Source organism: Brevibacillus sp. NPDC058079 (genome assembly GCF_042885155.1).
Lineage (GTDB): Bacteria > Bacillota > Bacilli > Brevibacillales > Brevibacillaceae > Brevibacillus.
This window is the reverse complement of sequence record NZ_JBHVSO010000021.1, coordinates 31,893-51,145: the sequence shown is the minus strand read 5'-3', so window position 1 is coordinate 51,145 and position 19,253 is coordinate 31,893. Positions and strand designations below refer to the sequence as shown.

The window sequence follows — 19,253 nt, the reverse complement described above, 5'->3', positions numbered from 1 at the left end:
AGCACCTCCTTGTTTACCCTTGTTTTTGCTTATGCTTCGGATTTTCACAAATAACCATTACGTTACCTTTGCGACGGATAACCTTGCATTTCTCGCAGATCGGTTTAACCGAAGGTCTCACTTTCATGGTTCTTGCCTCCCTTTTCTAGGGGTTTTGCTTACTATTTATAGCGGTACGTAATACGTCCGCGGGTTAAGTCGTACGGCGACAGTTCAACAGTTACTTTATCCCCCGGCAGGATACGGATAAAGTGCATGCGGATTTTTCCAGAGACGTGAGCAAGGACTTTATGTCCATTCTCTAATTCTACTCGAAACATAGCATTTGGCAAAGGTTCGATTACCGTACCTTCCACCTCAATTACATCATCTTTTGCCATGGTAAACTCTCCTTTCTTCTGCTCTTCAGTCGGCCCATGAGTTTTGCGAAATGATCACACAACGAACTTATCGTCGACACGTTGGACGACAATCCCGAATCATTCGGAACTACCGTTTTTATATCCGTGTAAAAATCTCATAGCCATCTTCCGTAATCGCGATGGTGTGTTCAAAATGAGCACAAGTTTTCCGATCCACTGTTACTACCGTCCAATTGTCCTCCAATGTGCGGACATAACGTTCGCCGGCATTTACCATTGGCTCAATTGCCAACACCATGCCTGGTTTTAACCGCGGTCCTCGATCAGGAGGGCCGTAGTTAGGAACCTGCGGATCTTCGTGCAAGTTTTGCCCGATCCCATGCCCCACATACTCGCGAACGAGTGTGAAGTCGGCAGCTTCTGCATGAACCTGAATCGCATGAGAGATATCGGATAAGCGTCCACCCGGAACAGCTTTTTCAAGCCCCTTGTACAACGACTCTTCCGTTACTCTGAGCAGATTCTGGTTTTCTGTTGAAATCTTACCGACCGGATACGTCCAAGCGGAGTCGCCATGGTAACCCTGAAACTGGGCACCAATGTCGATACTGATAATGTCTCCTTCTTGCAACGCCCGTTTACCTGGGATCCCGTGTACGAGTTCTTCATTGACTGAAGCACAGATACTTCCTGGAAAGCCACCATAGCCTTTAAACGATGGAATTGCTCCCATGCTTCGAATAAAGGTCTCGGCAATTTCGTCTAGCTGCTTCGTCGTGACACCAGGCTTGATCGCCTTGGCCAGTTCTTGATGGGTGAGTGCGACGATACGACCAGCTTCGCGCATAACCTCAAGTTCTGCTTTCGACTTTAGGATAATCATTCGCAATTACCCTCGCAACAAAGACTTAATTTCCGCAAACACTACCTGGATATCTTGTTCTCCATCGATATCTCGCAGAAGTTCCTGTGCGGAGTAGTAGTCGATAAGTGGCTGTGTTTGAGCGATATTTACGTCAAGGCGTTGTGTTACCACTTCGATCTTGTCGTCATCACGCTGATACAGCTTACCACCATCTTTATCACATACGCCAGCCTCTTTTGGAGGATTGAACATCGTGTGATAGCTAGCACCGCAAACAGGGCAGATCCAGCGACCGGTCAGACGTTCAATCAATTGCTCGCGTTGAACGTTGATGTTAATTACATGGTCAATTTCGCGTCCCAGCTCTTTTACTGTAGCTGTCAACGCTTCCGCCTGAGGAACTGTGCGCGGAAAACCATCTAAGAGGAATCCCTTTTCGCAGTCATCCATCGAAAGGCGCTCCCGCACAATACCAATGACGACCTCGTCTGGGACGAGATGACCTTTATCCATGTAGGATTTAGCCTCTAGTCCGAGCGGCGTTTCGTTTTTGACCGCAGCTCGGAACATGTCGCCAGTCGAAATGTGCGGGATGTCAAACTCTTTTACGATACGTTCTGCCTGTGTCCCTTTACCGGCTCCAGGCAGTCCCATCAGAATTATATTCACGTCCATTCCCTCCGTCCCATCAAAAAAGCTATAGAAGCTTCTCTGTAAACATCTAAGTCATTACTTGATAAACCCTTGGTAGTGGCGTTTGATCATCTGACTTTCAATCTGCTTCATTGTATCCAAGCATACCCCAACCACGATCAACAGCGATGTACCGCCGATGTAAATGGATTGCGGCAAGTTTGCAATACTACCGAAGAAGAATGGCAAAATCGCAATCAGCATCAAGAACAAAGCGCCCGCCAATGTTAACCGGTTTAATGTACGAGTAATGAATACCTCAGTGTTTTTACCAGGTCGGATACCAGGAATGTAACCACCATTTTTTCTCATGTTTTCTGCCATTTGTACAGGGTTGATCTGTACGAATGTGTAGAAGTAGGTGAATCCGAGAATCAAGATAGCGTAAAGCGTCATTCCTAATGGTTTGTTGACTTGGAAGTTCTGATAAATCCAGTTAGCAAATCCTTGTCCGGATGCATCCACCCAGAACTGAGCAAGCGTTGACGGGAACATTACCAGCGATACCGCAAAGATAACAGGAATAACACCAGCAGAGTTGATTTTCAGCGGAATGTGGGTAGATTGACCACCGTACATTTTGCGTCCAACCACTCGTTTCGCATATTGCACTGGAATCTTACGAAGACCTTGCTGCATAAAGATAACCCCGACAATAATGGCGAGGACCACCAATAGGATAAGCAGAACTTTGACGATGCTGAAGAAGATGTTTACAGATGGGTCACTAAACATCGTGGTGTAAATCGTCGTAGCCGCATTAGGCAGTCCAGCAACGATCCCGGCAACGATCAGGATCGAAATCCCGTTACCGATACCCTTCTCCGTAATCTGCTCCCCCATCCACATCATGAATGCGGTCCCAGCTGTCAAAGTCAACGCAATGAGTGCATAGCTGCTAGCCGACGTGTCGTTTAGCAAACCAGGCGCCATATTGTTGAATCCAATCGTCATCCCTACAGACTGAATCAAACCAAGGATAATTGTAGCGTAACGGGTAACGGTGGCAATCTTGCGACGGCCAACTTCCCCTTCACGAGCCCATTGCGTAAGCTTAGGCACAACATCCATGGACATCAGCTGCATGATAATCGATGCCGTAATGTACGGCATGATACCCATGGCAAAAATCGAGAAGTTATGCAGTGCTCCACCCGAGAAGGTGTTCAACAAGCCCAGTAATTGGTTTGTGTTCTGCTGAAACAACTCGACGTTTACGTTAGGAACTGGCACATAGCTTCCGATACGGAAAACAACCAGCATCATGAGCGTAAAAAGGATCTTACTACGCAAGTCGCTAATCTTAAAAATGTTAGTTAAGGACGCTAACATTAGATCACCTCGGTTGTTCCACCGACTTGAGCGATCTTCTCAGCAGCAGCTCCGGAGAACTTGTGAGCTTTTACAGTCAGCTTCACAGTCAGTTCACCGTTAGCAAGAACCTTAACACCATCGCGCAGCGCACTGATAACACCAGTTTCTTTCAACAGCTCAGGTGTTACTACAGTGCCCTCTTCGAAACGGTTCAGCGCGTCCAAGCTAACAATCGCAAATTCTTTGCGGCTGATGTTAGTGAAACCACGCTTAGGCAGACGACGGTACAATGGGTTTTGACCACCCTCGAAACCAGGGCGAACACCGCCACCAGAACGAGCGTTCTGACCTTTGTGACCTTTACCAGCAGTTTTGCCAGTACCGCTACCAATACCGCGACCGATGCGCTTACGAGTGTGACGGGATCCTTCTGCAGGTTGCAGTTCATGCAATTTCATACGTTGCACCTCCTAACTAATTGAGATGATCAATTAAGCTTCTACTTCTTTCACTTCAACCAAGTGCTTCACTTTGAAAACCATTCCACGGATTGCAGCGTTATCTTCCTTCACTACAGTGGAGTTGATTTTGCGAAGACCCAGAGCTTTTACAGTGTCTTGTTGGTCAACAGTGCGACCAATCAAGCTGCGTTTGAGGGTGATTTGCAATTTTGCCATGTTCATTCCCTCCTTATTAACCCAACAACTCGTCAACAGTCTTACCGCGCAATTTCGCGACATCTTCCGCTGTTTTCAGACGGCCGAGGCCTTCCAGCGTAGCGTTGACCATGTTGATAGGATTGTTGGAACCAAGAGACTTACTCAAAATATCGCCTACACCAGCCAGTTCGAGTACGGCACGAACAGGTCCACCAGCGATAACACCTGTACCAGGGGCAGCAGGCTTGATGAGAACCTTACCTGCGCCGAATTGGCACAGTACTTGGTGCGGAACTGTTGTTCCTCTCATCGGTACACGGATCAATTTTTTCTTAGCATCGTCAATCGCTTTGCGAATGGCGTCTGGAACTTCTTGAGCTTTACCCATACCAGCACCTACGTGGCCGTTACGGTCTCCCACAACAACCAAGGCGCTGAAGCTCATACGACGTCCACCTTTAACCGTTTTTGCTACACGGTTAACTGCGACTACTTTTTCTTCGAGCTCTAATTTGCTAGGGTCGATACGCATTCCTTACCCTCCTTGTTGTTAGAATTGCAGACCAGCTTCACGAGCTGCTTCTGCCAGTGCTTTAATACGTCCATGATAGATGTAACCACCGCGGTCAAAAATCACTTCAGTCGCACCTTTTTCTTGTGCACGCTTAGCGATCAGTGTGCCAACAGCTGTAGCAGCTTCCACGTTAGCGCCATTATTCAGGCCCAGCTCTTTATCCAAAGAAGATGCAGATACCAATGTTGCGCCAGTTGCATCGTCGATCAATTGAGCGTAGATGTGCTTAGAAGAACGGAATACGTTCAGACGCGGGCGAATGGTTGAACCAATCACGCGTTTGCGGATTCGCAGGTGACGTTTTTTCCGAGCTTTGTTTTTATCAGCTTTCGTAAACATTAAGCGGCCTCCTTTCTCATGAAGCTAGAAGCTTATTTACCTTTTTTACCTTCTTTACGACGAACCACTTCGTTGTTGTAACGAATACCTTTACCTTTGTATGGCTCAGGTTTGCGCAGGGAACGAATCTCAGCAGCAATTTGGCCTACACGCTCTTTGTTGATACCTTTAACAATCAGAGTCGTTTGGTTAGGTACGTCGATTTCGATACCCTCTTCTGGATTAACTTCCACTGGGTGGGAGAAACCAAGAGAGAGAGTAACGCCGTTGCCTGTTTTGGCAGCACGGTAACCTACACCGACCAGTTCCAAGGTACGAGTGAAGCCTTCAGATACGCCAGTTACCATGTTGGATACCAGCGCACGAGTCGTACCATGCAGGGAACGGTGAAGTTTGTTATCGCTTGGACGCTCAACAACTACTTCGTTTTCAGCGATGTTGATTTTGATATCTTCATGGAAGCTACGAACGAGTTGACCCTTAGGGCCTTTTACCGTCAGCTCAGTACCGTTCAGAGTGAGGGTAACGCCTGCAGGGACCACGATCGGTTTTCTACCGACACGAGACATGTGGTGCACCTCCTGTGCTATTTACAATCTGTTAATTACCAAATGTATGCGAGAACCTCTCCACCAACGTGTGCTTGACGAGCTTGCTTGTCAGTCATTACACCAGTGGATGTAGAGATGATCGCGCAACCGAGACCACCCAAAACCTTAGGTACTTCATTGTTCTTTGCATAAACACGAAGTCCTGGCTTGGAGATACGTTTCAGACCTGTGATGACGCGCTCGTTGCTCGCACCATATTTCAGGAATACGCGGATGATTCCTTGTTTGTTGTCTTCAACAAACTCCGCATCGCGGATGAAGCCTTCTTCTTTCAGAATGCGCGCGATTTCCTTCTTGATGGTGGACGCCGGGATTTCCACTTTCTCGTGGCGAACCATGTTGGCGTTACGAATTCGTGTCAACATATCTGCGATTGGATCAGTCATAACCATGAGAGAAAACCTCCTTCCCGTTTCAAATTACCAGCTTGCTTTTTTCACGCCTGGAATTTGACCTTTATAAGCAAGTTCACGGAAGCAAATACGGCAGAGTTTGAATTTACGCAATACGGAGTGAGGACGTCCGCAACGCTCGCAACGAGTGTACGCGCGTACTGCAAACTTCGGCTCCCGCTGTTGCTTGATGATCATTGATTTCTTTGCCACATTCTTCCCTCCTTACGAGTGGGTTTATTTACGGAATGGCATACCCATTTGAGTCAGCAACTCACGAGCTTCCTCATCCGTTTTCGCGGAAGTAACAATAACGATGTCCATACCACGAACTTTATCAATTTTATCGTACTCGATCTCAGGGAAGATCAGTTGTTCCTTCAGACCAAGTGTGTAGTTACCGCGACCGTCAAAAGCCTTGGAAGAAATTCCACGGAAGTCACGAACACGCGGGAGAGATACGTTCATCAATTTGTCGAGGAAGTGGTACATACGCTCGCCGCGCAGAGTAACCTTCGCACCGATCGGCATACCTTCACGCAATTTGAAACCCGCGATGGATTTCTTAGCCTTTGTTACTACAGGCTTTTGACCAGCGATGATTTGCAGGTCTTCAATTGCAGTATCCAAGGACTTAGCGTTCGCTACCGCTTCGCCAACACCCATATTGATGATGATCTTTTCTACTTTCGGCACTTGCATGATGGAAGTGTAGTTAAACTTGCTCATCAAACCAGGCACGATTTCGCTCGTATACTTTTCTTTCAATCTTGTTGCCATCTAGGATATCCTCCTTTCCAACCTGACTACTTGTCGAGTACTTCGCCAGACTTTTTCGCGTACCGAACTTTCTTGCCGTTATCCAAAACTTTGTAACCGATGCGAGTAGCTTTTCCGGACTTCGGATCGATCAAAGACACGTTGGATACGTGAATAGCTGCTTCTTGAGTCACAATGCCACCTTGCGGGTTAGCTTGGGACGGACGGCTATGTTTCTTCACGAGGTTGATACCTTCAACCAGAACGCGTTCTTTCTTTGGATAAGCAGCGAGAACGCGACCTTTTTTGCCTTTATCTTTGCCCGCATTTACGATAACAGTGTCGCCTTTTTTAACGTGCATCGCTTGGTGCACCTCCTATCGAACAAACTGCCTGAGTTTTTCCGTTCAATTAGATAACCTCTGGAGCCAGAGAGATGATCTTCATGAAATCCTTGTCGCGGAGCTCACGAGCCACAGGTCCAAAGATACGAGTACCACGAGGGGATTGATCGTCTTTGATAACTACAGCTGCATTCTCATCGAACTTGATGTAAGAACCATCGTTACGACGAACGCCACTTGCTGTGCGTACTACAACCGCTTTAACTACTTGACCTTTCTTGACAACGCCGCCGGGTGTAGCGGATTTTACGGAGCACACGATAACATCCCCGATGTTCGCCGTTTTGCGACCGGAACCACCCAGAACCTTGATGCACATGAGTTCCTTAGCACCGGAGTTGTCAGCAACAGCCAATCTCGTTTGAGTTTGGATCATTTACTGTTCCTCCTTTCGGATTTATCTATCCGAAAATCTGACTTATACGATTACTGCCTCTTCAACGATACGTACCATACGGAAACGCTTGTCTTTAGACAATGGACGAGTTTCCATGATTTCTACGATGTCGCCAACTTTTGCTGCGTTGTTCTCATCGTGAGCCTTGAACTTTTTGGAGAATTTCATGCGTTTACCGTACAATGGGTGTGTCTTGTAAGTTTCAACAAGAACAACAATGGTTTTATCCATCTTGTCGGAAACGACGCGACCTACAACGGTTCGACGCATATTGCGATCTGCGGTCATCGTTCAAACCTCCTTCCTATAATTAGCCGATTCCCAATTCTCTCTGGCGCAGGACGGTTTTCGCACGAGCAATATCCTTACGCACTTGTTTAATACGAGATGTGGTTTCGAGTTGACCCGTTGCCAACTGGAAACGAAGGTTGAACAACTCTTCTTTCAAAGAAGTAACGTTTTGTTCGAGCTCGGCAGTGGTCAAATTACGGTACTCATTAGCCTTCATGTGCGTCACCACCCACTTCTTCACGCTTCACGAACTTGCACTTGATAGGCAGTTTGTGCATAGCCAGACGCATAGCTTCGCGAGCGACTTCTTCAGGAACACCAGCAAGTTCAAACATGATCTTGCCTGGCTTCACTACCGCTACCCATTTCTCAGGAGAACCTTTACCGGAACCCATCCGTACTTCGAGCGGTTTTTGTGTTACTGGTTTGTCTGGGAAAATTTTGATCCAAACTTTACCACCACGTTTAATGTAACGAGTCATCGCGATACGAGCTGCCTCGATCTGACGGTTAGTTACCCAAGATGGCTCCATTGCTTGCAATCCGTATTCACCGAACGCAACAGTAGTACCGCCTTTTGCGTTACCTGCCATTTTCCCGCGGTGTTGTTTACGGTGTTTCACGCGTTTTGGCGTCAACATGATTACTTGCCTCCTTCCTCAGTAGCGACGTTCTTTCTCGCTGGAAGGACTTCTCCACGATAGATCCACACTTTAACACCGATGCGACCATAAGTGGTATGTGCTTCAGCAGTACCGTAGTCGATGTCAGCGCGCAATGTGTGAAGCGGAACAGTACCTTCGCTGTAACCTTCAGAACGTGCGATGTCCGCGCCGCCAAGACGACCGCTTACCAAGGTTTTGATACCTTTAGCACCAGAGCGCAGCGAACGAGTGATCGATTGCTTTTGCGCACGGCGGAAAGAAATGCGGTTTTCCAATTGGCGTGCAATATTTTCAGCTACAAGAGTAGCATCCAGATCCGGACGTTTTACTTCGTTGATGTTGATATGAACGCGTTTGCCAGTCAGTTCGGTCAAAGTTTTGCGCAGAGTTTCAACCTCTGAACCACCTTTACCAATTACCATACCAGGCTTAGCGGTGTGAATCGTAACGTTCACGCGATTAGCTGCGCGTTCGATTTCGATCGTGGATACAGCAGCATCTTTCAGACGCCCTTTTACATACTTACGGATTTTCAAGTCTTCGTGCAACAGAGTTGCGAAGTCCTTGTCAGCGTACCATTTGGACTCCCAGTCACGAATGACACCGATCCGAAGACCTACCGGGCTTACCTTTTGACCCACACGTAATCCCTCCTTATTTCTCGTTTAGTACCACTGTGATGTGGCTCGTGCGTTTATGGATGCGGCTAGCGCGACCCATAGCGCGCGGACGGAAACGCTTCAACGTAGGACCTTGGTCTACGAAGATTTTGCCCACTACCAAGCCGTTTGGATCCAGCTCATAGTTGTGCTCAGCGTTTGCAATAGCCGATTTCAGGAGCTTTTCAACAACCGGAGAAGCTGCTTTAGGCGTATGTTTCAAGATCGCCAAAGCTTCACCTACTTGCTTGCCTCTGATCAAGTCAACCACCAGGCGGACTTTACGAGACGCGATGCGAATATTGCGTGCAACTGCTTTTGCTTCCATCTTTGTACCTCCTCTCTGTCAAGAGAAAATTAGCGCTTCTTGGACTTCTTGTCGTTGTCGACGTGACCCTTGAAGGTACGAGTTGGTGCGAATTCACCCAATTTATGACCAACCATGTCTTCCGATACGTATACAGGTACATGTTTGCGGCCATCGTAAACTGCAAACGTGTGTCCTACGAAATCAGGGAAGATGGTGGAACGGCGAGACCATGTTTTGATCACGCGTTTCTCGTTCTTTTCATTTTGCTCGTCAACTTTTTTCATCAAGTGGTCATCCACGAAAGGACCCTTTTTTAAGCTACGTCCCATTAGTGAACCTCCCTTCGCCATAGGCGTTCGGTTATAGTATCAGCCTACCTTACTTTTTACGGCGGCGGATGATGTACTGGTCGGACTTGTTCTTCTTCTTACGAGTCTTGAGACCCAGGGTTGGTTTACCCCAAGGAGTAACAGGAGCCTTACGACCGATTGGAGCGCGACCTTCACCACCACCGTGTGGGTGATCGTTAGGGTTCATTACGCTACCGCGAACTGTCGGGCGAATACCCAACCAGCGGGAACGTCCTGCTTTACCGATGTTCAGCAATTCGTGATCTTGGTTACCTACTTGACCGATGGTAGCGCGGCATACGTTATGAATGCGGCGAGTTTCACCGGAAGACAGGCGTACGATTACGAATTCACCATCACGACCAAGCAATTGAGCAGAAGTACCAGCAGCGCGAACCAATTGGCCACCTTTACCAGGTTTCAGCTCGATGTTGTGGATGGTAGTACCTACCGGGATTTTCTCCATTGGCAGTGCGTTACCGATTTTGATGTCGGCATCTGCTCCGGATACAATCTGGTCGCCCACTTTCAGGTTTTGTGGAGCGATAATGTAACGCTTTTCACCGTCTGCATAGTTGATCAGCGCGATGTTAGCGGAACGGTTTGGATCGTATTCAATGGTTGCTACGCGACCAATGATACCATCTTTGTTACGTTTGAAGTCGATAATACGGTATTTACGTTTGTGACCGCCACCTTGATGACGAACGGTAATTCTACCTTGGTTGTTGCGACCAGCTTTTTTGCTGAGAGGCGCCAACAAGGATTTTTCGGGAGTCGACGTGGTGATCTCCTCGAAAGTAGAAACCGTCATTTGGCGACGACCAGGAGAAGTCGGTTTAAACTTTTTGATACCCATGTTAATACCCTCCTTTTCGGTAGTCGTCGAGGTTATACTCCCTCGTAGAAGGCCAATTCTTTGCTGTCATCAGTCAGCTTAACGATTGCTTTCTTCCACTCGGATGTGTAACCGGAGTATTTTCCGTAGCGTTTTGGTTTAGCAGGTACACGAACTGTGTTAACTGCTTCTACTTTTACGCCAAATACTTTTTCAACTGCTTGTTTGATTTCTGTCTTGTTGGCTTTGAGAGGTACTTCGAATACGTACTTTTTCTCAGCCATCATATCAGTGGTGCGCTCGGTAATGACAGGGCGTTTAAGGACATCATGAAGGCTCTTCATTATGCGAGCACCTCCTCTACTTTCGCAATCGCTTCTTTCGTCACGATTACTTTGTCATGCGCTACCAGATCAAGAACGTTAATGCCTGCAGCATCTACGATTTTTGCACCTGGAATATTGCGGGAAGCAAGAGCTACGTTTTGGTCGTACTCGGAAGTAACGATCAGAACTTTGCGATCTGCTTTCAAGTTGTTCAGAACAACTGTCATTTCTTTTGTTTTAGGAGCTGCAATGTTCAGAGCTTCCAAAACCAACATTTCATTGCTTTGTACTTTTGCGGAGAGTGCGGATTTCAGTGCCAAACGACGAACTTTACGGTTCAGTTTGTAACCGTATTTGCGCGGAGTTGGACCGAATACAACGCCGCCACCTTTCCATTGCGGAGAGCGAATGGAACCTTGGCGTGCACGTCCTGTACCTTTTTGGCGCCATGGCTTGCGGCCACCACCACGTACTTCAGAACGGTTCTTTACATCATGTGTACCTTGGCGTTGGGATGCTTGTTGCATCACGATCGCATCGTACAGAACTGCGCTGTTAGGCTCAATCCCAAATACGCTGTCTGCCAGATCGATTTCGCCAACTTGAGAACCGCTTTGGTTATAAAGAGCTACTTTCGGCATGTCAGTTCCTCCTTTCCTTACTAGTTCTTCTTGACTGCCGTGGAAACCAGTACGCAGCCGTTTTTCGGACCAGGCACGGAGCCTTTCACGAGAATCAAGTTGCGTTCTGCGATAACTTTAACCACTTCCAGGTTTTGAATGGTAACGTTGTCTCCACCCATTTGACCTGGCAGGGTTTGGCCTTTAAATACACGACCTGGATCGACAGCACCCAAAGAACCTGGGCGGCGATGGTAGCGTGAACCGTGAGCCATAGGACCGCGGGATTGATTGTGACGTTTGATTGCACCTTGGAAACCTTTACCCTTGGTTACACCGGCAACGTCAACGAATTCTCCCTCAGCAAAAATGTCAGCCTTCAACTCTTGACCAACCTCATAGTCAGCGAGGTTTACTCCGCGAATTTCGCGAACGAAGCGCTTAGGAGCAGTGTTAGCTTTTGCTGCATGGCCTTTTTCCGGCTTGTTAGCGCGCTGTTCTTTTTTGTCGTCGAAACCGATTTGAATTGCTTCATAACCGTCGTTCGCAACGTCTTTCTTCTGAAGAACTACGTTAGAACCTGCCTCGATAACCGTTACAGCAATCGCTGCTCCGTTTGGACCAAAAACTTGACTCATTCCAAGTTTTTTCCCTAAGATTCCTTTGGTCATTTGTGCCACCTCCTGTGCTTATTTCAGTAAAACGTTTTATGTTGTATCAAGTCCCCATCGATGCGCAGGGGTGCCATTTAAGGGTTTGTTGCTTGGTATAACACGCTTATCAAGACAACGTCTGCGCGTGTATCGCTTTTTGGGACCTTACAGTTTAATCTCGATGTCCACACCAGACGGCAGATCCAGACGCATCAGAGCATCTACTGTTTGTGGTGTAGGATTCAAGATATCGATCAAACGTTTATGTGTACGCATCTCGAATTGCTCACGAGAATCTTTGTACTTATGAACCGCACGCAGGATCGTGTAAATTGCTTTCTCCGTAGGAAGTGGAATTGGACCGGATACGTTAGCACCGGAACGCTTCGCAGTGTCCACGATTTTCTCTGCGGACTGATCCAGGATTTTGTGATCATACGCCTTCAAACGAATACGAATCTTTTGCTTTGCCATTGAAGTCCCTCCTTTTTCGCCCATTTTTTAAACAGACATTTCTCCGTGGAAATATCCTGCACCCCAGTCATGGCAAAGGGCCCGGGTGTGTCAGCAACCTCCCACATCATCGCAAGTCCATGACCAACATTCAATATTGTACTAAAAAGAATTGGGCAACGCAAGTTTTTTCTTGGGTTTCCGCATATTTTTTTGTACATGGTGTGCCTACTGAATAGCTCACCTTGAACATATTACAGATTTCCGGGAAGAAAGGCAAGCGGGATTACCTGCCAACTCCCTAAGTCATCTATCTATAATAGAAGGAAAACGTTATACTAATGGTTGTAATCGTTATGAAATGGAGGTTTTCCTCAATGTCTGATGTGAATCAAACCCCTTATGAAATCATTGGCGGTGCAGATACTTTGGCCCGTCTTGTCGATACTTTTTACGATCTGGTAAAGCAGCATCCCGACATTAACGACCTCTTCCCTGAAGATTTAACCCATGTGAAGGAACGGCAATATCAGTTTTTAACACAGTTTCTCGGTGGTCCAAGCCTGTATTCGGACGCCCATGGTCATCCGATGCTGCGAGCACGACACATGCCATTCCCGATTGGACCTATACAGGCAGAAGCTTGGCTCTCTTGTATGGATAAAGCCATGGACCTGACTGAACTGGAAGGCGAAATTCGAAAGCAAATCTTTGATCGCTTGCGCTTAACTGCTCATCATATGGTCAATAAGTGGGATCAATAAGAAAAAGCGTAGGGCAATTTACTGTCCTACGCTTTTGTCGTTATATCAGAGGTTGCTGCTGCACGTGTAGCTTTCGGTCTCACTAAGCTACGCGATCCCAAATAAACACCGCCTACGATCATACACAACGCCAGCAAGTGTACGAGTTGAAGGCTTTCTCCCAGGAATATCGCCGCAAATACCAAGCTGGCCATTGGCATTCCATTTAAGAAAACAGCTGTTCGACTCGCTCCGAGCTGACGTATCCCATAATTCCAGCCGATCGAACCGAGCGCAGTTGACAGCGCACCTGAAGCAAAAATCACAAGCCACTGGAAGGATGAAACATCCAAAGATAGATAATAGGAAGCTGGTTGGACAGTCAATGCGACTCCCCATAAGAAGATGACCCCAAACATTTGCGATAAAGCCGTAATTAAAAGCACCGGTACACCTCTTACGACCAATTTCCGAATGAGTAAACCACCCGTTACATACATAAGCATGGAGAAAAACATAATGGCATCTCCCCAGCCATTCATATGAAGGCCGCCGTGCTGAGAGATGACGACAATCAATACTCCTGCAAAACCCATTCCAATGCCAAGCCCTTTTTTCAACGACATGCCTTCCCCTAAGAAAAGCATCGCCAAGAGAGCAGTTGCCAAAGGATTTAATCCAAGTATAAGCGATGCATTTCCTGCCGTCGTGTATTGAACACCTGCTGCAAGCGTTATTTGATGAAGCGCGATAGAACTAGCACCGACTCCAGCTAACAAGAACCAATCTGTTTTGCTAAATCGCAAACTCTTTCTGTATATGAAGATGAGTGGCGATAAACATATCCCACCAACAGTCATGCGTATAGCGGCCACATATAATGGAGGGAACGTCGTTAAATATTTGACCATGACCACGTTCAAGCCCCACAGCGTGACAACACCTGCAAGCATAAGAAACAATAATCGCTCATTATTTTTCATCTATAGTATCCCCCATCCAATCCTGATGGTATTGTAGCATATTACTCCGAGCAGCTTATTGAATGATTTTGATGGGAGTTATTTAAAAATTCGATAAAAGCGCATAAAAAAACCCGACAACCAAAGTTGTCGGGTTTTTGCGTATCAGTAAATCCTAAGCGTCGATAGAAGCTACAACACCAGCGCCTACTGTACGGCCACCTTCGCGGATCGCGAAGCGAGTACCTTGTTCCATCGCTACTGGAGCGATCAGTTCAACAGTGAACTCAGTGTTGTCGCCAGGCATGATCATTTCAACGCCTTCTGGCAGTTGGATGATACCTGTTACGTCAGTTGTACGGAAGTAGAACTGTGGACGGTAGTTAGCAAAGAAAGGAGTGTGACGTCCGCCTTCTTCTTTGGACAGAACGTAAACTTCTGCTTTGAACTTAGTGTAAGGCTTAACGGAAGCTGGCTTCGCCAAGCATTGTCCACGCTCGATGTCATTACGGTCTACACCGCGCAGAAGAGCACCGATGTTGTCACCAGCTTGAGCGGAATCCAGCAATTTGCGGAACATCTCAACGCCAGTTACAGTAGTTGTTTTTGTTTCTTCAGCCAAACCGATGATCTCAACTTGGTCACCAACTTTTACTACACCGCGCTCTACGCGACCAGTAGCAACAGTACCACGACCAGTGATCGTGAACACGTCCTCTACAGGCATCAGGAACGGCTTGTCAGTTGCGCGCTCAGGAGTTGGGATGTAGGAATCTACAGCTTCCATCAGCTCAACAATTTTCTTAGCCCAGTCACCAGTTGGGTTATCCAAAGCTTCTTTAGCAGAACCTTTGATTACTGGAGTGTCGTCACCTGGGAACTCATATTGAGACAACAGGTCACGGATTTCCATTTCAACCAGTTCCAACAACTCTTCATCGTCTACCATGTCGCATTTGTTCATGAATACTACGATGTAAGGTACGCCTACTTGCTTAGAGAGCAGGATGTGCTCGCGAGTTTGTGGCATAGGGCCATCAGCTGCGGATACAACCAGGATTGCGCCGTCCATTTGAGCAGCACCAGTAATCATGTTTTTCACGTAGTCAGCGTGACCAGGGCAGTCAACGTGAGCATAGTGACGGTTGTCAGTTTCGTACTCAACGTGTGCTGTGTTGATTGTGATACCGCGCTCTTTTTCTTCTGGAGCAGCGTCAATCGCAGCATAGTTCATTGCTTGTGCTTTACCGCTCTGTGCCAATACAGTTGTAATAGCAGCAGTCAGGGTAGTTTTACCATGGTCAACGTGACCGATAGTACCAATGTTAACGTGTGGTTTATTACGTTCAAATTTCGCTTTTGCCATGAGAGAAAAGCCTCCTTATAGATAAGGGTTTTATGGTTTGAAGAAAGGTTTACCTTACGAATGGTTGTCCCTTCAATATTGTAAACCTTTCTGATTGCAAGATAAAGCTGTAACCTGTAATTATTCGCCTTTAGATTTCTTGATGATCTCTTCAGCGATAAATTTAGGTACTTCTTCGTAGTGGTCGATCACCATGGAGTAAACGCCACGGCCTTGGGTACGGGAACGAAGAATTGTGGAGTAACCAAACATCTCGGACAGTGGTACCATTGCACGGATTACTTGTGCATTTGCACGAGCTTCCATACCTTCGATACGACCGCGGCGGGAGTTCAGGTCGCCCATAACGTCGCCCATGTACTCTTCTGGCATTGTAACTTCTACTTTCATGATTGGCTCGAGCAGTACAGCGCCACATTTTTTCGCAGCTTCTTTCAGAGCGAGAGAACCTGCTACTTTAAATGCCATCTCGTTGGAGTCAACATCATGGTAGCTACCGTCTACGACAGTTGCTTTGATATCAACCAGCGGGAAGCCAGCGATAACACCATTTTTCATGGACTCTTCGATACCCGCTTGAACAGCAGGGATGTATTCGCGTGGTACTACACCACCAACGATTTTGTTTTCGAATTGGAAGCCTTGACCAGCTTCGAGTGGAGAGAATTCCACCCAAACGTGACCGTATTGACCACGACCACCGGACTGACGAACGAATTTACCTTCCACTTTTGCTGCGTTACGGAATGTTTCACGGTAAGCAACTTGTGGAGCACCTACGTTCGACTCGACTTTAAATTCGCGTCTCAGACGGTCTACGATGATCTCCAGGTGAAGCTCACCCATACCGGAGATGATTGTTTGACCAGTCTCTTCATCTGTGCGAGTTCTGAACGTTGGATCCTCTTCAGCCAGCTTGGACAGGCCGATACCCATCTTGTCTTGGTCTGCTTTGGATTTTGGTTCGATCGCAACAGAGATAACTGGCTCTGGGAAGTCCATAGACTCGAGGATTACAGGAGCCTTTTCATCACACAGAGTATCACCAGTTGTTGTATCTTTCAAACCTACAGCTGCAGCAATGTCACCGGAGTAAACCGTTTGGATCTCTTCACGGTGGTTTGCGTGCATTTGCAGGATACGGCCTACGCGCTCACGTTTACCTTTGGTAGAGTTGAGAACATAAGAACCGGAACTCAGTACACCGGAGTATACGCGGAAGAAAGTCAGGCGGCCTACATACGGGTCAGTCATGATCTTGAACGCAAGAGCAGAGAACGGACCGTTGTCGTCAGCAGCACGATCAACTTCTTCTTCAGTATCTGGCAATGTACCTTTGATTGCAGGGATATCTACCGGAGACGGCAGGTAAGTAACTACGTTGTCCAGCATAGGCTGAACACCTTTGTTCTTGTAAGAAGAACCGCACATTACCGGCGTCAGTTTGCACTCGATAGTACCCTTACGCAGAGCAGCACGGATTTCGTCGTTGGTCAGCTCTTCGCCTTCCAAGTACTTCATCATGAGCTCTTCGTCTTGTTCTGCAGCTGCCTCTACCATCGCCATGCGAAGTTCTTCGCAACGAGCGAGCAGGTCAGCAGGGATTTCAGCGGAGTCAGAAGTTTTACCCAAATCATCGGTATATACGATTGCCTTCATTTCGATCAGGTCAACCATACCTTTGAATTGATCTTCTGCACCGATTGGATATTGGATAGCTACTGGATTTGCACCCAGGCGAGATTTGATCTGACCCAAGCACATATCAAAGTTAGCACCCATGATATCCATTTTGTTGATGTAGCACATGCGTGGTACGCCATAGCGGTCAGCTTGGCGCCATACGGTTTCGGTTTGCGGCTCAACGCCACCTTTTGCGTCAAAAACGGTTACAGCACCGTCAAGAACGCGCAGGGAGCGCTCAACTTCTACAGTGAAGTCTACGTGGCCTGGCGTATCGATAATGTTGATTCGATGGCCATTCCATTGAGCAGTAGTAGCAGCCGAAGTGATCGTGATACCACGCTCTTGCTCTTGTTCCATCCAGTCCATGGTTGCTGCACCTTCGTGCACCTCACCAATTTTATGAACGCGACCAGTGTAGAACAGAATACGCTCAGTAGTCGTCGTCTTACCAGCATCGATGTGAGCCATGATACCGATATTACGCGTATTCGGCAAAGAGAACTCGCGAGCCATTAGGTATGCTCCTTCCATACTCGAGTTTGAGAATAAACGGGTATCCAATACGGACACCCGATTCAATTCCTACCAGCGATAGTGAGCAAACGCTTTGTTCGCTTCAGCCATCTTGTGCGTGTCTTCACGCTTTTTAACTGCTGCACCGGTGTTGTTAGCAGCGTCCATGATCTCGTTAGCAAGACGTTGTTCCATGGTTTTCTCTCCACGGTTACGGGAGTAGTTAACCATCCAACGCAGGCCAAGAGTGGTACGGCGCTCCGGTTTTACTTCGATTGGTACTTGGTAGTTAGCACCACCTACACGGCGAGCTTTAACTTCCAATACTGGCATTACGTTTTTCAGTGCTTCTTCAAACACTTCCATCGGGTTGCGACCTGTGCGCTCCTGGATGATGTCAAATGCGTTGTAGAGAATGTTCTGAGCTACACCACGCTTACCATCCAACATCAGGCGGTTAATCAAGCGAGTAACCAACTTGCTGTTGTGAATAGGATCAGGCAGCACGTCACGACGGGTTACAGGACCTTTACGAGGCATCGTATTCCCTCCTTCTTTTCGTTATAAAATCACGCCACTTCACAGGCGTTTTCTTATTTCTTTTTCGCTGCAGCTGCTGCTTGACCTGGCTTCGGACGCTTAGTACCGTACTTGGAACGACCTTGTTTACGGTTGTTCACACCAGCAGTGTCAAGTGCACCACGAACGATATGGTAGCGTACCCCTGGCAAGTCTTTTACACGACCGCCGCGCACCAGCACGACGCTATGCTCTTGCAGGTTGTGGCCAATACCACCGATGTAAGCTGTTACCTCGATTCCGTTAGTCAAACGCACACGAGCGTATTTACGCAACGCGGAGTTCGGTTTTTTCGGAGTCATGGTACCTACACGAGTGCAAACACCACGTTTTTGAGGAGAGCTTTGGTTAGTTTGGCTTTTCTTGAAGCTGTTGTACCCCTTTTGAAGAGCTGGGGACTTCGACTTCACAACCTTATCCTCGCGACCTTTACGCACCAATTGGTTAATTGTAGGCATGATGTTACCTCCCTTCTTAATACCCAATCTTCAAGACCACAGATCCAGGTGAGTCATTTTTAGGTCAAATAGAAAGTCCTTGTCCAGCATTACGCAACGTGTAAGCCGCAGACAAAAACATCGTTAACCACTTTTTTTAATCGCAGCAGTAGCCGCTCCCACTTCAATTCCGCACGCTTTGCCTAAGCGATGCATGGAATCTACATGAATGACTGGAACACCCTTCTCTTTGCAAAGGAGCTCGACTTTTTGGGTCAAACGCTTATCTGCATCAACAGCGATATACACCGCTTCTACCTGTTGGTTTTCAACAGCCTTGATCGTCTGCTTAATGCCGATAGTCAAGTCCTTGGCCCGCTCGACTTTTTCATAAGACATGATTCTCATATCCTCCAAAGTACAGATGTCAGGC

The 19,253-nt window shown here is 47.3% G+C and carries 33 protein-coding genes; 1 reads left to right on the top strand and 32 read right to left on the bottom strand.

The features are described 5' to 3' along the window. Positions 1–13 precede the first annotated feature (13 nt). The 26 genes from rpmJ to rpsJ all read right to left on the bottom strand — a co-directional run bounded on the left by rpmJ (position 14) and on the right by rpsJ (position 12,555). Positions 14–127 carry a 50S ribosomal protein L36 gene (rpmJ, locus tag ACFVS2_RS32625; protein WP_003333770.1) on the bottom strand — a complete coding sequence of 38 codons (114 nt, stop codon included), beginning with the start codon at positions 125–127 and terminating at the stop codon, positions 14–16. 34 nt (positions 128–161) lie between these two features. Then, a complete protein-coding gene (gene infA, locus ACFVS2_RS32620; RefSeq protein ID WP_003333772.1) occupies positions 162–380 on the bottom strand; it encodes a translation initiation factor IF-1 in 219 nt (72 codons plus the stop codon). Between the two features lie 118 nt (positions 381–498). Beyond that, positions 499–1,245 carry a type I methionyl aminopeptidase gene (map, locus tag ACFVS2_RS32615; RefSeq protein WP_007716279.1) on the bottom strand — a complete coding sequence of 249 codons (747 nt, stop codon included), beginning with the start codon at positions 1,243–1,245 and terminating at the stop codon, positions 499–501. Between the two features lie 6 nt (positions 1,246–1,251). Then, entirely contained in the window at positions 1,252–1,896 is a 645-nt protein-coding gene (locus ACFVS2_RS32610; protein ID WP_007716278.1) for an adenylate kinase, read from the bottom strand. Positions 1,897–1,956: 60 nt separating this feature from the next. Then, positions 1,957–3,252, bottom strand: coding sequence for a preprotein translocase subunit SecY (gene secY / locus ACFVS2_RS32605; protein WP_390240644.1), 1,296 nt, complete (start codon positions 3,250–3,252; stop codon positions 1,957–1,959). Then, positions 3,252–3,692 (bottom strand): 50S ribosomal protein L15, encoded by a 441-nt coding sequence (rplO, locus tag ACFVS2_RS32600; protein ID WP_007716272.1) that lies wholly within the window; start codon positions 3,690–3,692, stop codon positions 3,252–3,254. The genes secY and rplO overlap by 1 nt, the downstream gene beginning before the upstream one ends. Before the next feature lie 33 nt (positions 3,693–3,725). Beyond that, a complete protein-coding gene (gene rpmD / locus ACFVS2_RS32595; RefSeq protein WP_007716270.1) occupies positions 3,726–3,911 on the bottom strand; it encodes a 50S ribosomal protein L30 in 186 nt (61 codons plus the stop codon). A 16-nt stretch (positions 3,912–3,927) separates the two neighbouring features. Continuing rightward, a complete protein-coding gene (gene rpsE / locus ACFVS2_RS32590) occupies positions 3,928–4,425 on the bottom strand; it encodes a 30S ribosomal protein S5 (protein WP_007716268.1) in 498 nt (165 codons plus the stop codon). 18 nt (positions 4,426–4,443) lie between these two features. Then, positions 4,444–4,806 carry a 50S ribosomal protein L18 gene (gene rplR, locus ACFVS2_RS32585; RefSeq protein WP_007716266.1) on the bottom strand — a complete coding sequence of 121 codons (363 nt, stop codon included), beginning with the start codon at positions 4,804–4,806 and terminating at the stop codon, positions 4,444–4,446. A gap of 32 nt (positions 4,807–4,838) precedes the next feature. Then, positions 4,839–5,375 (bottom strand): 50S ribosomal protein L6, encoded by a 537-nt coding sequence (gene rplF, locus ACFVS2_RS32580; protein WP_173621073.1) that lies wholly within the window; start codon positions 5,373–5,375, stop codon positions 4,839–4,841. A 35-nt stretch (positions 5,376–5,410) separates the two neighbouring features. Further along, the gene (gene rpsH / locus ACFVS2_RS32575) at positions 5,411–5,809 is read right to left on the bottom strand and encodes a 30S ribosomal protein S8 (protein WP_007716262.1); all 399 of its coding nucleotides are present in this window, start codon (positions 5,807–5,809) and stop codon (positions 5,411–5,413) included. Positions 5,810–5,836: 27 nt separating this feature from the next. Then, positions 5,837–6,022, bottom strand: a complete 186-nt coding sequence (locus ACFVS2_RS32570) for a type Z 30S ribosomal protein S14 (protein WP_007716256.1) — start codon at positions 6,020–6,022, stop codon at positions 5,837–5,839. Between the two features lie 24 nt (positions 6,023–6,046). Continuing rightward, entirely contained in the window at positions 6,047–6,589 is a 543-nt protein-coding gene (gene rplE, locus ACFVS2_RS32565) for a 50S ribosomal protein L5 (protein WP_007716254.1), read from the bottom strand. A gap of 26 nt (positions 6,590–6,615) precedes the next feature. Beyond that, positions 6,616–6,930: a 50S ribosomal protein L24 gene (gene rplX / locus ACFVS2_RS32560; RefSeq protein ID WP_007716253.1), complete on the bottom strand. Its 315-nt coding sequence runs from the start codon at positions 6,928–6,930 to the stop codon at positions 6,616–6,618. Positions 6,931–6,979: 49 nt separating this feature from the next. Further along, positions 6,980–7,348 carry a 50S ribosomal protein L14 gene (gene rplN, locus ACFVS2_RS32555; protein ID WP_017247050.1) on the bottom strand — a complete coding sequence of 123 codons (369 nt, stop codon included), beginning with the start codon at positions 7,346–7,348 and terminating at the stop codon, positions 6,980–6,982. Between the two features lie 42 nt (positions 7,349–7,390). Next, entirely contained in the window at positions 7,391–7,657 is a 267-nt protein-coding gene (gene rpsQ / locus ACFVS2_RS32550) for a 30S ribosomal protein S17 (RefSeq protein ID WP_007716251.1), read from the bottom strand. A gap of 22 nt (positions 7,658–7,679) precedes the next feature. Further along, positions 7,680–7,877, bottom strand: coding sequence for a 50S ribosomal protein L29 (gene rpmC, locus ACFVS2_RS32545; RefSeq protein WP_007716250.1), 198 nt, complete (start codon positions 7,875–7,877; stop codon positions 7,680–7,682). Beyond that, the gene (gene rplP / locus ACFVS2_RS32540) at positions 7,867–8,301 is read right to left on the bottom strand and encodes a 50S ribosomal protein L16 (protein ID WP_007716249.1); all 435 of its coding nucleotides are present in this window, start codon (positions 8,299–8,301) and stop codon (positions 7,867–7,869) included. Before rplP ends, rpmC begins: the two co-directional genes overlap by 11 nt. A 2-nt stretch (positions 8,302–8,303) precedes the next feature. Further along, positions 8,304–8,966, bottom strand: a complete 663-nt coding sequence (gene rpsC, locus ACFVS2_RS32535; protein ID WP_007716248.1) for a 30S ribosomal protein S3 — start codon at positions 8,964–8,966, stop codon at positions 8,304–8,306. 13 nt (positions 8,967–8,979) lie between these two features. After that, the gene (rplV, locus tag ACFVS2_RS32530; RefSeq protein WP_144618199.1) at positions 8,980–9,312 is read right to left on the bottom strand and encodes a 50S ribosomal protein L22; all 333 of its coding nucleotides are present in this window, start codon (positions 9,310–9,312) and stop codon (positions 8,980–8,982) included. 29 nt (positions 9,313–9,341) lie between these two features. Beyond that, positions 9,342–9,623: a 30S ribosomal protein S19 gene (rpsS, locus tag ACFVS2_RS32525; RefSeq protein WP_007716246.1), complete on the bottom strand. Its 282-nt coding sequence runs from the start codon at positions 9,621–9,623 to the stop codon at positions 9,342–9,344. 49 nt (positions 9,624–9,672) lie between these two features. After that, positions 9,673–10,503 carry a 50S ribosomal protein L2 gene (gene rplB / locus ACFVS2_RS32520; protein ID WP_007716245.1) on the bottom strand — a complete coding sequence of 277 codons (831 nt, stop codon included), beginning with the start codon at positions 10,501–10,503 and terminating at the stop codon, positions 9,673–9,675. 32 nt (positions 10,504–10,535) lie between these two features. Next, complete coding sequence (rplW, locus tag ACFVS2_RS32515; RefSeq protein ID WP_007716243.1) at positions 10,536–10,826, bottom strand: 50S ribosomal protein L23; 291 nt, start codon at positions 10,824–10,826, stop codon at positions 10,536–10,538. Continuing rightward, entirely contained in the window at positions 10,826–11,449 is a 624-nt protein-coding gene (gene rplD / locus ACFVS2_RS32510; RefSeq protein ID WP_173621072.1) for a 50S ribosomal protein L4, read from the bottom strand. Before rplD ends, rplW begins: the two co-directional genes overlap by 1 nt. A gap of 20 nt (positions 11,450–11,469) precedes the next feature. Then, entirely contained in the window at positions 11,470–12,099 is a 630-nt protein-coding gene (gene rplC / locus ACFVS2_RS32505; RefSeq protein ID WP_064202927.1) for a 50S ribosomal protein L3, read from the bottom strand. Between the two features lie 147 nt (positions 12,100–12,246). Beyond that, positions 12,247–12,555, bottom strand: a complete 309-nt coding sequence (gene rpsJ / locus ACFVS2_RS32500) for a 30S ribosomal protein S10 (RefSeq protein WP_007716236.1) — start codon at positions 12,553–12,555, stop codon at positions 12,247–12,249. A 356-nt stretch (positions 12,556–12,911) separates the two neighbouring features. Between rpsJ and ACFVS2_RS32495 the strand changes: the two genes are divergently transcribed. Beyond that, positions 12,912–13,298 (top strand): globin domain-containing protein, encoded by a 387-nt coding sequence (locus ACFVS2_RS32495; protein ID WP_173621071.1) that lies wholly within the window; start codon positions 12,912–12,914, stop codon positions 13,296–13,298. Positions 13,299–13,324: 26 nt separating this feature from the next. Here ACFVS2_RS32495 and ACFVS2_RS32490 read toward each other — a convergent pair whose 3' ends face one another. The 6 genes from ACFVS2_RS32490 to ACFVS2_RS32465 all read right to left on the bottom strand — a co-directional run bounded on the left by ACFVS2_RS32490 (position 13,325) and on the right by ACFVS2_RS32465 (position 19,219). Beyond that, positions 13,325–14,260: a DMT family transporter gene (locus ACFVS2_RS32490; protein WP_390240638.1), complete on the bottom strand. Its 936-nt coding sequence runs from the start codon at positions 14,258–14,260 to the stop codon at positions 13,325–13,327. A gap of 154 nt (positions 14,261–14,414) precedes the next feature. After that, positions 14,415–15,605, bottom strand: coding sequence for an elongation factor Tu (tuf, locus tag ACFVS2_RS32485; RefSeq protein WP_106841287.1), 1,191 nt, complete (start codon positions 15,603–15,605; stop codon positions 14,415–14,417). Between the two features lie 120 nt (positions 15,606–15,725). Next, entirely contained in the window at positions 15,726–17,804 is a 2,079-nt protein-coding gene (gene fusA, locus ACFVS2_RS32480) for an elongation factor G (protein WP_390240636.1), read from the bottom strand. Positions 17,805–17,873: 69 nt separating this feature from the next. Continuing rightward, positions 17,874–18,344 (bottom strand): 30S ribosomal protein S7, encoded by a 471-nt coding sequence (rpsG, locus tag ACFVS2_RS32475; protein WP_007716226.1) that lies wholly within the window; start codon positions 18,342–18,344, stop codon positions 17,874–17,876. 53 nt (positions 18,345–18,397) lie between these two features. Next, entirely contained in the window at positions 18,398–18,841 is a 444-nt protein-coding gene (gene rpsL / locus ACFVS2_RS32470; RefSeq protein ID WP_005828873.1) for a 30S ribosomal protein S12, read from the bottom strand. 123 nt (positions 18,842–18,964) lie between these two features. Then, positions 18,965–19,219, bottom strand: a complete 255-nt coding sequence (locus tag ACFVS2_RS32465; RefSeq protein ID WP_087341519.1) for a 50S ribosomal protein L7ae-like protein — start codon at positions 19,217–19,219, stop codon at positions 18,965–18,967. Positions 19,220–19,253 lie beyond the last annotated feature (34 nt).

Bases quoted from the DNA above. Each gene is read 5' to 3' on its own strand.
- rpsL (WP_005828873.1), bottom strand. From the start codon at position 18,841: ATGCCTACAATTAACCAATTGGTGCGTAAAGGTCGCGAGGATAAGGTT.
- ACFVS2_RS32465 (WP_087341519.1), bottom strand. From the start codon at position 19,219: ATGTCTTATGAAAAAGTCGAGCGGGCCAAGGACTTGACTATCGGCATT.
- rplO (WP_007716272.1), bottom strand. From the start codon at position 3,692: ATGAAATTGCATGAACTGCAACCTGCAGAAGGATCCCGTCACACTCGT.
- rplC (WP_064202927.1), bottom strand. From the start codon at position 12,099: ATGACCAAAGGAATCTTAGGGAAAAAACTTGGAATGAGTCAAGTTTTT.
- rpmC (WP_007716250.1), bottom strand. From the start codon at position 7,877: ATGAAGGCTAATGAGTACCGTAATTTGACCACTGCCGAGCTCGAACAA.
- rplE (WP_007716254.1), bottom strand. From the start codon at position 6,589: ATGGCAACAAGATTGAAAGAAAAGTATACGAGCGAAATCGTGCCTGGT.
- rpsS (WP_007716246.1), bottom strand. From the start codon at position 9,623: ATGGGACGTAGCTTAAAAAAGGGTCCTTTCGTGGATGACCACTTGATG.
- rplB (WP_007716245.1), bottom strand. From the start codon at position 10,503: ATGGGTATCAAAAAGTTTAAACCGACTTCTCCTGGTCGTCGCCAAATG.
- rplD (WP_173621072.1), bottom strand. From the start codon at position 11,449: ATGCCGAAAGTAGCTCTTTATAACCAAAGCGGTTCTCAAGTTGGCGAA.
- rplP (WP_007716249.1), bottom strand. From the start codon at position 8,301: ATGTTGACGCCAAAACGCGTGAAACACCGTAAACAACACCGCGGGAAA.
- ACFVS2_RS32490 (WP_390240638.1), bottom strand. From the start codon at position 14,260: ATGAAAAATAATGAGCGATTATTGTTTCTTATGCTTGCAGGTGTTGTC.
- rpsJ (WP_007716236.1), bottom strand. From the start codon at position 12,555: ATGGCAAAGCAAAAGATTCGTATTCGTTTGAAGGCGTATGATCACAAA.
- rpsQ (WP_007716251.1), bottom strand. From the start codon at position 7,657: ATGACCGCAGATCGCAATATGCGTCGAACCGTTGTAGGTCGCGTCGTT.
- fusA (WP_390240636.1), bottom strand. From the start codon at position 17,804: ATGGCTCGCGAGTTCTCTTTGCCGAATACGCGTAATATCGGTATCATG.
- rpmD (WP_007716270.1), bottom strand. From the start codon at position 3,911: ATGGCAAAATTGCAAATCACCCTCAAACGCAGCTTGATTGGTCGCACT.
- tuf (WP_106841287.1), bottom strand. From the start codon at position 15,605: ATGGCAAAAGCGAAATTTGAACGTAATAAACCACACGTTAACATTGGT.
- infA (WP_003333772.1), bottom strand. From the start codon at position 380: ATGGCAAAAGATGATGTAATTGAGGTGGAAGGTACGGTAATCGAACCT.
- rplF (WP_173621073.1), bottom strand. From the start codon at position 5,375: ATGTCTCGTGTCGGTAGAAAACCGATCGTGGTCCCTGCAGGCGTTACC.
- rpsH (WP_007716262.1), bottom strand. From the start codon at position 5,809: ATGGTTATGACTGATCCAATCGCAGATATGTTGACACGAATTCGTAAC.
- rpsG (WP_007716226.1), bottom strand. From the start codon at position 18,344: ATGCCTCGTAAAGGTCCTGTAACCCGTCGTGACGTGCTGCCTGATCCT.
- rplX (WP_007716253.1), bottom strand. From the start codon at position 6,930: ATGCACGTTAAAAAAGGCGACACTGTTATCGTAAATGCGGGCAAAGAT.
- secY (WP_390240644.1), bottom strand. From the start codon at position 3,252: ATGTTAGCGTCCTTAACTAACATTTTTAAGATTAGCGACTTGCGTAGT.
- rplV (WP_144618199.1), bottom strand. From the start codon at position 9,312: ATGGAAGCAAAAGCAGTTGCACGCAATATTCGCATCGCGTCTCGTAAA.
- rpmJ (WP_003333770.1), bottom strand. From the start codon at position 127: ATGAAAGTGAGACCTTCGGTTAAACCGATCTGCGAGAAATGCAAGGTT.
- rpsE (WP_007716268.1), bottom strand. From the start codon at position 4,425: ATGCGTATCGACCCTAGCAAATTAGAGCTCGAAGAAAAAGTAGTCGCA.
- rplN (WP_017247050.1), bottom strand. From the start codon at position 7,348: ATGATCCAAACTCAAACGAGATTGGCTGTTGCTGACAACTCCGGTGCT.
- ACFVS2_RS32495 (WP_173621071.1), top strand. From the start codon at position 12,912: ATGTCTGATGTGAATCAAACCCCTTATGAAATCATTGGCGGTGCAGAT.
- rplR (WP_007716266.1), bottom strand. From the start codon at position 4,806: ATGTTTACGAAAGCTGATAAAAACAAAGCTCGGAAAAAACGTCACCTG.
- map (WP_007716279.1), bottom strand. From the start codon at position 1,245: ATGATTATCCTAAAGTCGAAAGCAGAACTTGAGGTTATGCGCGAAGCT.
- rplW (WP_007716243.1), bottom strand. From the start codon at position 10,826: ATGAAGAGCCTTCATGATGTCCTTAAACGCCCTGTCATTACCGAGCGC.